The 13,797-nt window shown below is 29.3% G+C and carries 11 protein-coding genes, 1 other RNA gene and 1 pseudogene; all 13 read right to left on the reverse strand.

The window, feature by feature from the left end; genetic code table 11:
• Positions 1-102 precede the first annotated feature (102 nt).
• Entirely contained in the window at positions 103-1,329 is a 1,227-nt protein-coding gene (locus tag CSPA_RS24600) for a hypothetical protein (RefSeq protein ID WP_015395119.1), read from the reverse strand.
• A 285-nt stretch (positions 1,330-1,614) separates the two neighbouring features.
• Positions 1,615-2,097: a PTS sugar transporter subunit IIA gene (locus CSPA_RS24605; RefSeq protein ID WP_015395120.1), complete on the reverse strand. Its 483-nt coding sequence runs from the start codon at positions 2,095-2,097 to the stop codon at positions 1,615-1,617.
• A gap of 8 nt (positions 2,098-2,105) precedes the next feature.
• Positions 2,106-3,434 (reverse strand): 6-phospho-alpha-glucosidase, encoded by a 1,329-nt coding sequence (locus tag CSPA_RS24610; RefSeq protein ID WP_015395121.1) that lies wholly within the window; start codon positions 3,432-3,434, stop codon positions 2,106-2,108.
• Positions 3,435-3,455: 21 nt separating this feature from the next.
• Positions 3,456-5,051: a PTS transporter subunit EIIC gene (locus tag CSPA_RS24615; RefSeq protein ID WP_015395122.1), complete on the reverse strand. Its 1,596-nt coding sequence runs from the start codon at positions 5,049-5,051 to the stop codon at positions 3,456-3,458.
• Positions 5,052-5,244: 193 nt separating this feature from the next.
• Positions 5,245-5,970, reverse strand: a complete 726-nt coding sequence (locus CSPA_RS24620) for a MurR/RpiR family transcriptional regulator (RefSeq protein WP_015395123.1) — start codon at positions 5,968-5,970, stop codon at positions 5,245-5,247.
• Between the two features lie 697 nt (positions 5,971-6,667).
• Complete coding sequence (locus CSPA_RS29860) at positions 6,668-6,820, reverse strand: hypothetical protein (protein WP_017810360.1); 153 nt, start codon at positions 6,818-6,820, stop codon at positions 6,668-6,670.
• Between the two features lie 279 nt (positions 6,821-7,099).
• A pseudogene (locus CSPA_RS29610) lies at positions 7,100-7,231 on the reverse strand (IS1595 family transposase); the annotation flags it as partial.
• Between the two features lie 162 nt (positions 7,232-7,393).
• Positions 7,394-7,749, reverse strand: a transfer-messenger RNA (tmRNA) gene (gene ssrA, locus CSPA_RS29330).
• Between the two features lie 128 nt (positions 7,750-7,877).
• Positions 7,878-9,362 (reverse strand): SpoIIE family protein phosphatase, encoded by a 1,485-nt coding sequence (locus CSPA_RS24625; protein ID WP_015395124.1) that lies wholly within the window; start codon positions 9,360-9,362, stop codon positions 7,878-7,880.
• Positions 9,363-9,889: 527 nt separating this feature from the next.
• A complete protein-coding gene (locus CSPA_RS24630) occupies positions 9,890-10,174 on the reverse strand; it encodes an STAS domain-containing protein (protein WP_015395125.1) in 285 nt (94 codons plus the stop codon).
• A gap of 10 nt (positions 10,175-10,184) precedes the next feature.
• On the reverse strand, positions 10,185-12,185 hold the full coding sequence (locus CSPA_RS24635) for a methyl-accepting chemotaxis protein (protein WP_015395126.1): 2,001 nt from the start codon (positions 12,183-12,185) through the stop codon (positions 10,185-10,187).
• 20 nt (positions 12,186-12,205) lie between these two features.
• Entirely contained in the window at positions 12,206-12,616 is a 411-nt protein-coding gene (locus CSPA_RS24640; RefSeq protein WP_015395127.1) for an ATP-binding protein, read from the reverse strand.
• A 236-nt stretch (positions 12,617-12,852) separates the two neighbouring features.
• On the reverse strand, positions 12,853-13,572 hold the full coding sequence (locus CSPA_RS24645; protein WP_015395128.1) for a YczE/YyaS/YitT family protein: 720 nt from the start codon (positions 13,570-13,572) through the stop codon (positions 12,853-12,855).
• Between the last annotated feature and the right edge of the window lie 225 nt (positions 13,573-13,797).

Here is a 13,797-nt window from a genome sequence, read left to right on the forward strand (position 1 = left end):
GATGCTATTCACTTTAAACATTGTACCAGCTTTAGTCTTAAAGCCTCTTTCATTTAATTAAATGAAACTTATTTTAATATCTACAATTGTATCTTATACTTTTCATTTTAATCTCTTTTTTAGTTCATTCGCAATTTCATTCAAAGTTAATACTGAATTTATTTTTCTTTCTAGCTTCTTAAATTTAATTTTACGTTTATGTACATAGTTTAAATATCTATCAATTGAATTCAAATAATTTAATCCTTCTATCCATCTAACCCTAATTACATTTTGAACATTTTCTATAAGTTCACTACCTTTATAACTTTCAAATTCTCTATTAATGGATTCAACTACCTCTGTTTTATCTACGCAATAAATTTGTTGTAATGAATTAAATTTCATACTGCTGTTTGCTATATATAGTTCAATAAAATCTCTCCATATATTTTTATGATATTCTATATAAGCATTTCTTCCGCCTAAGTCTTCTATTACCTCAATTTTTCTTTTTATTAATTCCATTTTATCTTTATAAGATTTCAATCCATCTAAATATCCATAAATGTCACTTCTAATCTTAAAGTCATTATGTTTATATAACTTTTTATCAAATTCTAACCCCCTTACCATTCTTCTCAAAACCTCATTATTGTTGTAAACTATCACAGCAATTTCACTAATTATATTTTGAATGTCATTTAACTTTTCAGCTACTTTATTTACATTTTCCTTTTCCTTATTTTCCCAAACCTCTTCAATAGTCAATTCTTTTTTCCTTTTATTTAAATTAATTCCATATAGCAATACGGTAATAATTATTATTATTAGAATTAAGTTTTCATATTTTTGTAAAAATTCCATAAAAGCTACAAAATTATCTTTCATGGAGTAAACCACATCTTTTATATTTACTAAATTAAGCATAATATAATTAATTATTAAATCTTTATAAAAACATATAACCATATATATACAAAACAGTATGTAAATAATTCTTATTTTTAATATATATTTTACTATTGAAATAATTCCATTAATAATCATCCACACTTTTTCTCTTATATTTGGAGAACATTTAAATTGATTTGAATACTCACTAATTATATCTCCTAAAAGTTCGTAATTATCACATATATTTTTATTATTAAAAAACAAATACGGTGTTTTTTCTAATATTATCAAAAAAATATTTAAAATTTTTAGTGCTCTTTGTACAGTGTTATAATTGAAAGTCTTAATACTATAAATCACCTTATAATAAGAATATATCTTCATTCTCATATGCACATAATCCATAAAAATAGACAATATTAAAAACACTAGAAATTGCATAATATAATTCATTGAGCCCTCTCTTTTACATCCTAATTATACATATTACACAAAATTATACCATAAAATACAATCTACTAAAATATATTTAATAAATTAAAATCAAACTATAATTTTTTATAACAAAACAACCCACGAAAATCAATTTTAGATTCTCGTGGGTTTCATGGTGGAGGCGAAGCATGACCTTTAAAATCCACTAAAGCATAGCTTTCTTCTCCATATTCCTTAAAAGATTTTATAAGAGTTCACTATGTTTATTTTAAGTTTTCTAAATACCTTAAACTTAGCTAGATTCTATTTAAATTCTATTAAAGGACTTTCCTTTGCTTTCATATCTTTTCCAACATTGAAGTTCGTTATTTTATTATCATTGGCATTTGATATTATAAGCATAGTAATATCATCCAATCCTTTTTCTTTAATAAAGTTCCTGTCAAAGCTTATGAGAAGATCACCTTTTTTTACAGCTTTTCCTTCTTCACAATGCAGTTCAAAACCTTCTCCATTTAAAGTTACAGTATCAATACCTACATGAATAAGAGATTCTACTCCATCTTTTGTTTTAATACCAACTGCATGCTTACTTTCTTTCATAACTACAACGATAGTTCCATCACAAGGAGAGTATATTTTTCCTTCACTTGGCTTAATTGCAATTCCTTCCCCCATCATCTTCTGTGAAAATACTTCATCCTGTACATCTTTTAAATCTACACTTACACCAGTAGCAAATGCATACAACCTTTTATTCTTTTTTTTATTAAATATATTAAACATAGATTCACCTATTTTAAATCTGGCCAATATTCTTTATTAGCCTCAATCATATCATCTAAAATCTGTTTTGCTACAAATGCAGATGGAATTGTTTTATTCATAGTAAATGCCATAAGTGCTTTTTCATATGAGCCTTCAATAGCAGCCTCAACTACCAGTTTTTCTGATGCTTCTTGTTGTTCAATTATTCCTTTATAGAAAGTTGGGATTTCTCCTACACGCACTGGTTCTGGCCCATCTTTAGTTATATATGCAGGCACTTCTACCATGGCATCGTCAGGTAAGTTTTTTATTGCTCCATTATTTTCTACCATAACTAAGTGTCTCTTTCTTAAATCAAAAGCTAAGCTCATAGCAACTTCAACAATAAATTCTCCATGCACTCCAGTAAAGAATTGTGTAAGATCAATTTGCCCTGTAGCATTATATTGATCTACAGCATCAAATATCTTCTTCTCTCTTCCTTCCATTACTTCATTAGCTCTAGTATGATTTTTATCTGCTTCTTTTACAATTCTATCTCCTAAAAGATAATATTGCATATACGTATTTGGAAGATATTTAGGGAACATTTGCACTATATGTTTAGCATTATCAAATGTATGAAGCCATGATGCATCATTATGTCTTACTTCACTTCTTGAATCAGGTGGAATATAACCATGTTCCTTTACATATGCTTTTAACTCCTCAGTTTTATCTTCACCACTAACTCTAATTTTTGTAAACCACCCAAAGTGATTTAATCCAAAATAATCTGCTTCTATATCATGTCTATCACAATCTAAGATATTAGCCATATTTCTCATAATTGCAACTGGCATATCACATATATTTAAAATCCTTGCATTTGGTCTTAACTTATACATAGCTTTTGCTACAATAGCTGCTGGATTAGAATAATTAACAATCCAATAATTTTTATTTGCATATTTTTCGCAAAAATCTATCATTTCAACCATAGGATATATTGTTCTTAATCCATATGCTAATCCTCCAGGACCACATGTCTCTTGACCAACCACATCATATTTTAGTGGAATTTTTTCGTCTTGTTCTCTCATTTTATATAATCCAACACGCATTTGAGCAAAAACAAAATCTGCATCTTTAAATCCTTCTTCTGGATCAGTTGTAAGAACAAGTTTTACCTCTGGATCAAACATTTCTACTACTTTCTTTACTATCACTCCTACTTTATTTTGACGTTCCGCATTTATATCATATAATCTTAATTCTGATATTTTAAAATCCTCTTTCTTTGAAAGTAAACTCTTTACAATCCCTGGTGTATATGTGCTTCCTCCGCCTACTATTACTAATTTAAATTTTTTCATTTTAATAATTCCTCCTTAATTTTATTCTACTCTGTCTAATGCTTCATCTACTATTGTTCTAATTTTATTAATTGAAAGGCCATATACAACTTGTATATTATTTCCTTTTTTCACAACACCTGCTGCACCTGTTCCTTTTAAAGCTTCTTCATCAATTAAGCTATTATCTACAACATCCACTCTAAGTCTTGAAAAACAATTTTCTACTGTAACTATATTTGCTTTTCCACCTAATGCTTTAATTATTGTTAACGCCTTTTCATCATCGTTATTAGCTTTGCTATTATTTTTATTTGCTGATTTCATATCTTGCTTAACTTTTGCTGCATTCTCATTTAAATCAATTACAGCATCTGCATCATTCTCTTCTCTTCCAGGTGTTCTTAAATTCATCTTCTCAATCATAAATTTGAATACTAAGAAAATCACAACTATTTCAACTAATCCTACTAGTATATACACAGGCCAATGAGTTTTGCCTATACCCGCTGGCAAGTTTATTACTAGAAAATCTAATATTCCATTAGTTGCACACACTCTTACATTTAATAGGTATACAAACATTTGGAATAATCCATCAATCACTGAATAAACAAACCATAATAATGGTGCTGCAAAAATAAATGTAAATTCTAATGGTTCTGTAATACCTGCGATTACGGCTGTTAATGTTGATGGTATTAATTGTGCCTTTAAATTACTGCGCTTTGCTTTTTTAGCAGTGAAGTAAAATGCTAAGGCAACTCCAATTACACCAAAAGTTTTAACTAATCCATATGTTAAAAATCTTGCTGAATCAGGCATAATAGAGATTGTTGAATCATTAAGCAATGCTAAGAAAACTGGTTTTGCTCCAATTACATTTTGGCCATTTATTATCATCTGATCACCAACTGCTGAATATAGGAATGGAGACCAAATTAAATGATGTAAGCCTGTTGGAACTAAGAATCTATTTAAAAATCCATAAACAAACACGCCAGCTGCCCCTGCAGAACTCATAAATCCAGTAAGAGCTGTGATTCCAGCTGCTATTGTAGGCCATACATATGTAGTACCAATACTTAATATAGCTACTACAGGAATCATGATAACGAATACAAATTTACTATTACCATATGGAGCCATAGCGCCACTAAATTCTTTATCTATATATTTGTTATGAACTATAGCAACTAGTACTCCTAGAATCATTCCTAGAAACACTCCCATATCTGTCACATGGAATCCTAGTTGGATTGTCTGCCCTGTTCCATATAAAGCTGATGCTGTATCACCTTTAATTATTTTTCCAGATAGCTCTAACCACTTACTATTCGCACCTAAAAATAGAATATATGACATAATAGAAATGAATGCTGCTTCCGCTTTTTTCTTCTTTGACATCCCCATAGCTATTCCGACACAAAACAAAATACTCAAGTTCCCCATAATCGGTGATAACATTCCATTAAAGAATTTTCCTGTTACCCAAATTGCTCCGCCTTCTTTTACAAATGTTGTATTAGTGAAAACTGCTGTTAATGCAATCAACATACCTACAATAGGTAAGAATAAGACCGGTCCAATCATAGCTTTGGCAAATTTCTGCATACTATTTAAAATCTTATCTTTCATTTAAATATTCCCCTTCACTATTTTATAATTTTCTTTGGGTAATTACCTGTGAGAATAGGATATCATTATTAATAGATATTGTTAATAGTTTTAAACGTTTCAGCAACATGTTGACTCAAAAGTAAACATGTTTACCTTTACACCAAAAAAAAGCTATCTCATTAGTTAACCTCGAGATAGCTTTCTATATATTTTATAAATTACTCATTACCTTGTCTAGCAAATATTCCATTACAATCATTACCCTAGAATAAAAATAGTTCGCAGTAAGATTTCTATCATCTAATTCTTTATCATCTAATATCATAAAATTTAAGGTTGCCTTTTTAGCCATATGATTCTCTGACTTGCCAGTAAAAGTTATGATATCCAATTCATTTTTTGATGCATAATCAATCACTTTTGTTATACTTTCCGTTTCTCCACTTTTAGATATTCCAATAACTAAGGCACCTCCTATTTGATTGCTGTCATATACTCCATACGAATTTGTTTTAATGCATTTAAATCCAAGCACTAACATCTTTCTCCAAAAGAAATCTGCAATCGAATCAGAGAATCCAGTGGCTGTTATAAAAATTATATCTTCTCTATGTTTAATTAGCATAGAAATGAAATCTTCTATTTTCTTATTTTCAATTTCTGATATGAAGCTAGTAATATCAGAGGTATGTTCTTGATTGTTTTTATGATTTTTTACTATGAAGTTTAGGCGATATATCATATCTACATAGCCTGTATAACCTAGCTTCTTTGATAGCTTTATTATTGTTGCCGCCGATGTATAGTTAATTGTTGCAACATCTCTTACACCTTTAGTTAAAACAGAATCAATATTAGTCAATATGTATTGCAAAACCTGTCTCTCTGTCTCTGAGAGCTTATAATTATCAGCTATTTTATAAATATCAAACTTCATATTATACCTCCACAATTATAAATCCATTTTAATATACTTGCTTTTTATATCTTAATTCAATTTATTAGAAATAAACATAATAGAATCAATAGATAGCATATATGTCACAAATTGATTTCCACATTCGAACGCGTAGACTTTCTATTGTTTGAGTAAGAACCATATTTATCGTTTTGATAAACTTTTGAACTTCAATTCTAACACTTACCAAAGAATCATAAAACACATTATTGATCACAGAGGGTTTTAACCATTCTCATACCCCTCTATTAAATTAATTTCTGGATTATATCATGGTAAATTAATTCAAATCTATCCTCATTAACTTCATCTAAAAACGGTTATATAAGCTTTGCATAATGAATTTCAACAGTATCTAGAATTACAATAAATTTCCAGCTAGGATGTTCTTATAATATGTTATTTAAAAAGTTCTGAAATACTTGTTCATCATATCTCTCGCGCTCTTCACAATAAACTTTACCAGTAGCATAGTCCAATATACATATAAGTTTCATACCTACAATTTTACCGTATGTAGGTATTTTTCTTTGATGACCTTTTATAAATCAATTTTTTTGTATTGCTTGATAATCTCTAATCATTGACTCATCTTCAAATAAAATAGTATCAATTAAGCCATTATGGCATTTTTATACCCCATTGTCTTACTAATTCAATATCCCATCAAGAGTTTTTATGATAATAATTCTAATATTATACTTTCTTGTTCTTCATTAATTTTTATACTAGCTCCGCCGCCGTAGCCAATAGTTAATCCATGAATACATTTAGACTTATTTGTTTTTTTATTATTTTTATTTATATTATAGATTGAGAAAGTGTCCATAGTATATACTTTGTATTCTCCCGAAAATATAATTTCTTAATTGCTGATTCTTTTCTGCTTTCTAAATCTATACATATTTAACTTAAACTTTCTGAAAGGTTATCCTAATGCTAAAATAGTTTTAATGGAACTTTAGCAAAGTTTACTGCTGTATTTCTCCTGCAAAACATACTGTTATTGCCCGTTAAGCTTGAAACCAACCTTACCTGAGCATCACATTCTGCTTACTTTGTATATTAATATGTTATGTTATATTGAAAATTTCTTTTCTCAATCAAATTTAACCCCTTGTTCTACTTGACTTACTTGTGAAGCTAAGATAAGAATTTCTTCTAAAGTTAAAAGTATTTGTTCTTTTTGATGTAATGGTAACTTTTTAATATCTTCTAATATAGAATCCACGCTTGGAATAATGCAACATCCTAAAACCTATTCCATCTATATTATAATCTATTTCTTTAATACATATCAATTTTCAACACAGTTTCAAAACCTATCCATTTTTTAACTTGTATTACATAAAAAATTAAAATAACCCACAAAAATCCAAATTTTAGATTTTCGTGGGTTTCATGGTGGAGGCGACGGGTGTCGAACCCGTGTCCGAAAGCAGCTGAATTTATCTTTCTCCGAGTGCAGTCTAAGTTTTAAGATTCCCCCAAAGTATCGCCCTTAGACAGGCTATACTTCTCGGTAGCTTCATAAATACCCCTCTAGCTCAAAGCTTTGCTAGGCTTCGTTTCCTACTTAATGACACCAGTGATCCAGGCCGTAGGCAACCTGGGCTGATGAACAGCTTTAAACTAAGCTGCTATTGCAAAATTATCTTCTGCGTTTACATTTAATGCATACTTTATTAACGAGGCACCATGCTTCCCTCGACTCGCTTAATAAACTCATCCCACCCCCGTCGAAGCCAAAACGCCCCCATAGTTTAAGATGGTTTAATAACATATTCTATTTTCAAAGAATGTTCATCTTGCATAGTCTATTCTATCTCAATCAGCTTAGACTGTCAACTGGAACATTGTAACTCTATATGAAATCACTAAACGCATTATAATACTTCAATTGCGATCATTGTTGAATCATCCTTTAGTTTACCAACTTCTAATATAGTGTCTTCTAAAAATTCATTAATATAATTTTTAAATTCTTTTATTCCAACGTCTTCCATATACTTCTCTACAACCTTATCTTCATCTAATATAAAATCTAAGCCATCTGTAAAAAAGTAAATTTTATCGCCTTTATCAAAGGAAATTACCTGTTCAGAGAATTCACTGTCTTCAAACATTCCCAAGAAAGTTCCTTCTGCAATTTTTTCTTCTGCTTTTTCTCTTTCAAAAACAAACTGATTTATTCCTGCTCCAACTACCTTAAGTTCTTTCTTTTTAAAATCCATACTAAAACAGCATACTGCAATATAATTTTCTTCATAATAATTTACTAATTTCTTATTTAAATTTTTCACTATTTCCATTGGCTCATGGGTAATAGCTATTTCTTGAAAACATAATACATCAAAGGCAGATATACTTAAGGCTGCTGATATTCCTTTTCCTCTAACATCAACAATCATACCAACAATTAAATGTTCATTTATTTTATATATACGATAAAAATCCCCACTGATTGTATTTGCAGGCACATATACTGTTTCAATATTAATAAACTCTCCTGCAGGGAAATCCTTTTGAAGAGTTTTTCTTTGAAATTCTGCTGCCTTATTTAACTCCTGCTTAATATCAGTTATGTCCCTAAGCACTGATATAATTGCTGGCTTTCCTCTGTAAGATATATAACTATTTGAAATTTGTAATGTAGCTGCTTTCCTATCAGAAAGAATAAATTCATATTCAGAAATATCTTTAACTTTTTTATTAGCTATTATATTTCTAAATCTTTTATGCAGCATCTTTACATATTTCTCTTGAAAATGCTTATATATATTGCTTCCAATAAGTTTATCATAGCTTAAATCAAGCAAATTACATGCTTCTCGGTTTCCTAAAACTATAATATTATCCACAATTATTACTACTGCATCTGGTATACTGTTGATAACTTGTTTATATCTGTCTTCATTTTCTTCAAGTATTTTATGAAGGATTCTTTTTTCCGTAATATCACTTAGTCTTTCAACAATATATATCATTTTACCATTATCATCAAAGACAGGATTATAACAAACATCCATAAACTTATTTAATTCAGCCACATATTTTTCCTGGCATATCATCTTTTTTGTCTTAATAACTTCATCAAAGGCACATTCTGGGCATTTTTCATTTCTACCCAGAACTTCATAACACATTTTACCTTTGACTTCTTTTGCTTCTTTTCTATAAAAATTATATCCAGCTTCATTAAAAAAGCATATCGAATAATCCAAATTATATACTTTTATTACATCAGGAATTCCATTTAATATTCCATTAAGCTCTTTTTCTAATAGTTTATGTTCTGGTTTATCTATTGTAACTTTGTTTAAAATCATATTATTTTGCAACATTTCTACTACTTCTTCCTCTTTATACATAAACTGAAACTTCCATTCATTTTTAATAACTATTTATATAAGTTCTAATTTAAATTCTAAATCTCAATTGAAGAAATCCCGAAGGTATTCCCCCATTAATTAAAAATTTATAATTAAATCTTATAGATATCAAATTTAAGAATCAAACTTATAAATGGAATATACATGCATCATTAAGAAATTATAATCACAACACCACACCACACTAGAAATCCGATACATTTTTCTGGAGCAGGCATGTGAAATTGAGCTGATGAAGGTTCTTAATGGGAGCTTGTTTCATTTAAGTTTGTCCAAAAGTGAATGTCCAAATTTTATATTTGGAAACATGAACTTTCTCCTTGGGGATTTTACATCTGGAACACGCTAAAATAGTGATAAGCTCCCATCTAGAACCTTCCAGCGAAAATTTCACTAGTCCTGCAGAAGACAAATGCATTGGATTTCGGTAAGTTACCACATAAGTCTAATTCTCGCTTTGGATATCTATATATATTCAAAAATTAAAAACTATATTTATGAGCCACTTATGGATTTATTTCAAAAACCTTATCTAATCGTGTTAATTTAAATAACTTTTCCACTTCTGGTTTTAAGGCTTTTAATTTTATAGTTCCACTTTTTTCAACACATTTTTTGTAAATGGCAACTAATGCCCCAAGGCCTGTACTATCAATAAAATCGCATTTGCTAAAATCAAAAGTAAAGTTCCTTTGACCTTTTTCTATTAATTTGTTTATCTCTAGCCTAAAAACTGCTACTTCATCTACTGTAAAATCTTTTGCTATGCTAATAGTCGTGTTATTTTCCATCCTCATCACCTCATACTTTAAACTTTTCAACAAGTCTAGTTAATTCTTCTGCCATAGCACTTGTTTCTTGTGCTGTTGCTGTGAAGTTGTTTATTACATTTGCTTGCTCTTCCGATGCAGCAGATACATTTTCACTACTTGCAGTATTAGATTCAGTTATTGTTGCTATTTCATTAATTAGCTTAACAACCTTATCTGATGATGCAACTTCATCTCCAGTAATATCAAGTATTTCATTAACATGCTTAACTATATTTTCTATTGCCTTCATAATATCAACGAAAGCTTTATCTGTTTCTGATACTATCTTAACTCCATTATTAACTTCAGATTTTGACTTATCCATTGATTTTACTGCATTTTGTGTCTGTTTAACCATTTCACTAACTAATTCAGCAATTTCCTTTGATCTTTCATTAGTTTCTTCTGCTAATACTCTTACTTCCTCAGCAACTACACTAAAGCCTTTTCCATGTTCCCCTGCTCTAGCTGCTTCTATTGAAGCATTTAATGCTAAAAGATTTGTTTGTTCTGCAATTTCATTTATGGTGCTTACAATTCCATCTACTTTTCCAGACAATGCATTTAAAGCATCTAGCGCTTCTGCAGTCTCATCACTTCCACTGCTGATCACATTAATAACTTTTACTGTTTCTTCTACTTTTTTTCTTCCGAATTCAGCTGCACTCATTGTATTTCCTGCATTTGTACTTGTTGCATTAGCTCTGTTTTGTGCTAACTGCACAAGGCTTGATAATTGCACTAATACCTTTGAAATATCGACTATAGATTCATTTTGCCTTTCTGCATCTACAGCCACTTGATTTATAGTTGCACTGATTTCCTCTGTAGTTGCACTAATTTCTTCTGACGAAGCTGCCATTTCTTCTGAAGCCGCTGTTAATTGTCCAGAAGCACTTAGTACTTTTCTAACTATTTCATCTTGATGTTCTATCATATTATTAAAAGATTTTCCAAGTTCACCAATTTCATCTTTTCTCTTTAGTTCAAATCTAACTGTTAAGTCTCCATCTCCAGCACGTTTCATTAATTTTTCTAATTTCTTAATTGGATTACTAATTCCCTTTGTCGAATATATAAATGCACATACCATTGCAATTATAATTGATATTAATACTATGACCATTGTATAATTTCTTATACTTATTGCTGGTGACATATAATCATTATAATCTGCAGTTGCTGCAATTGCCCAATCACCAACGGGTTGATAAACTACATATTTCTTCACATTGTCATAAGTATAAAATCCTTCTGAAGCTTTTCCTGCTTTCATATTTTCAATTATATTCTTAAGTTCTTCATTTGTTGTATCTCCAGCATTATCCTTTAATATTTTCGAATTATCTGGATGGTAAACAAATAATCCAGTTTTTCTATCAATCATATAAGCATATCCACTTGTACCAAGTTTAATTTGTGCTGCATAAGATGAAATACCAGCAAATTTTATACTTCCAATTAAAGTACCAATAACCTTAGTTCCATCTTTAATTGGATAAGCTATAGAAATTCCAAGATTTCCTGTAGTTCTAGAAACCAGAGCTTCACTAACACATTCGCTTCCACTAATAGCAGTTTTAACATAATTTCTATCACTCAAATCTATATCAGGGGTTTTAGTTTGATTATTTATAAGCTCCTTACCAGTCATATCAGTTACAATTAAAACTTCCATATAATCTTGATTCTTGTTTTGAACCTTCATTATATAATCAAATGCTTTATTCATATTTTCAGTATTAGAATTTGCAATTGCATCTTTAATATCGCCATTTAAACTTGCTACTTCTAAAGTGCTTTTCAACGATTTGATTCTAGCATCAATTAAATTAGCTGCTGCAAAAGACTGTTCTTTCAATTGTTGTTCAACAGAACTTTGTATTGCTCTGCTAGACATTGTGTATGAAATTGCTCCTAAAACACTCATTGGTATTGAAATCACACAAAAGAAAGTAATCATTAATTTTATTTTTAAAGAAAATTTCATAATCTGTCCTCCTGTAGTTTTTAAACTTTATTATCCCTCTTTATCCTATTAAATGTTTTTTTCATAATTATAGAATTTCCTTCTATTATTACTTCATCAGTATAAGATCTTATAATATATAAACCTCGTCCACTTTCTTCTAAAAGATTATCCTCATCAACTTCTCTGAAAATGTCTTCCCCAGCAATTCCTTCTCCGCAATCTGTTACCGTTAACGTTAATATCTCTTTACTTAGATTCCACTGGACATAAATAGACTTCTCCTTATCACCTTTATTTCCATGAATAAATGCATTATTAATAGCTTCAGATAGAATTAATTTTGTTTCAAAAGATTGCTCTTTTAAATTTAAATCTTTTAGAATATTTTCTAATTTGCTATTTATATCGTCCACTCCATAGAATACCACTTCCCCTTTGGTATTTTGCATAATCAAAATTCCCCCTTTGTTGTGAAATTAGTCGCAATAATGGAAGCCATCATATTAATATGCAAATAATTACTTTTACATTATTGCATTTTTTCCTCTCTTTTTCAACATGTGCATCCTCCATATAACGAAAATTTAATGCATAAACTTAAAATAAAATAGCTACTTAAAGATAAATAATCATCTCTAAGCAGCTTATAAAAAAATCGAGTAAAAATTAAATTTTATTAACTAAATTATGCAATAACAGTAGCCCCATCATTTTCTTCATTATTATTTTCACTTACCAATAACTTTACAAACTTTTCTCCATAAGGAAGACAAACTTGAATGAATGGTCCTGTTGATAAAAGCGCTAAGATTGTTCCTAGCCCAATTGTTCCGCCTAAAATAAATCCTATTATTAAATATCCTGCATCAAGTCCAATTCTAATCCAACGATATTGTATTTTTGTCTTATCTTGAATAATAAATGGAATTATATCATTAGGAGCAACGCCTAAATTAGCTGCTGATTGTATTGAAAAACCAATAGCAATTATAAAGCATCCAACTAAAATTAATACTGCTTTTAAAACATAATTATAAGATTCAACAGGAAAATATGAAACTAATCTTACTCCAAGATCTATTATTGGTCCTACTCCAACAACACAAATTAAAGTTCCAATATTTATTTTCTTTCTGTCAACTACAAGTATTATAACAAATAATGTTATCAAAAGAATCATATTAGCAACTCCTGGAGTTACTTGAGCTGAGCCTGCTATCCATTTAACTAAGAAAAAATCTTTTAAACTTGTCTTATCTAAAGTTGCTGCTAAGCCTTGAGTAAAAACAGTAAAAGTGTCTGAACCTATGCTTGTCTTTAAAAATAATGCCACTCCAAATTGAATAATACTCATACCTACAAAAAACAAAATTAATCTTTTAATTAAATCAAATGCTTTGTTCATTTTTCATCATCCCTTACTACATTTATTTCTGCAAATCTTACTTCAAACATATTTCGCTAACTTTAACTCTAAAGGTTATAAAATAATAAAATTTCACCTTAAATAATTTCTAATAGGTATTTTATATTATAATTTGAATTTTGTCAAAAAAATCATTCAATTTCATTCAAAATTATTCATTTTCATCCAAAGTATTAAAAAAGGATATTTATTCAAGTGGTTTGA

The sequence above is a fragment of the Clostridium saccharoperbutylacetonicum N1-4(HMT) genome (genome assembly GCF_000340885.1).
Taxonomy (GTDB): Bacteria; Bacillota; Clostridia; order Clostridiales; family Clostridiaceae; genus Clostridium; species Clostridium saccharoperbutylacetonicum.

Bases quoted from the DNA above. Each gene is read 5' to 3' on its own strand.
- CSPA_RS24615 (WP_015395122.1), bottom strand. From the start codon at position 5,051: ATGAAAGATAAGATTTTAAATAGTATGCAGAAATTTGCCAAAGCTATG.
- CSPA_RS29860 (WP_017810360.1), bottom strand. From the start codon at position 6,820: ATGGACACTTTCTCAATCTATAATATAAATAAAAATAATAAAAAAACA.
- CSPA_RS24625 (WP_015395124.1), bottom strand. From the start codon at position 9,362: ATGTATAAAGAGGAAGAAGTAGTAGAAATGTTGCAAAATAATATGATT.
- CSPA_RS24610 (WP_015395121.1), bottom strand. From the start codon at position 3,434: ATGAAAAAATTTAAATTAGTAATAGTAGGCGGAGGAAGCACATATACA.
- CSPA_RS24640 (WP_015395127.1), bottom strand. From the start codon at position 12,616: ATGCAAAATACCAAAGGGGAAGTGGTATTCTATGGAGTGGACGATATA.
- CSPA_RS24605 (WP_015395120.1), bottom strand. From the start codon at position 2,097: ATGTTTAATATATTTAATAAAAAAAAGAATAAAAGGTTGTATGCATTT.
- CSPA_RS24645 (WP_015395128.1), bottom strand. From the start codon at position 13,572: ATGAACAAAGCATTTGATTTAATTAAAAGATTAATTTTGTTTTTTGTA.
- CSPA_RS24600 (WP_015395119.1), bottom strand. From the start codon at position 1,329: ATGAATTATATTATGCAATTTCTAGTGTTTTTAATATTGTCTATTTTT.
- CSPA_RS24620 (WP_015395123.1), bottom strand. From the start codon at position 5,970: ATGAAGTTTGATATTTATAAAATAGCTGATAATTATAAGCTCTCAGAG.
- CSPA_RS24630 (WP_015395125.1), bottom strand. From the start codon at position 10,174: ATGGAAAATAACACGACTATTAGCATAGCAAAAGATTTTACAGTAGAT.
- CSPA_RS24635 (WP_015395126.1), bottom strand. From the start codon at position 12,185: ATGAAATTTTCTTTAAAAATAAAATTAATGATTACTTTCTTTTGTGTG.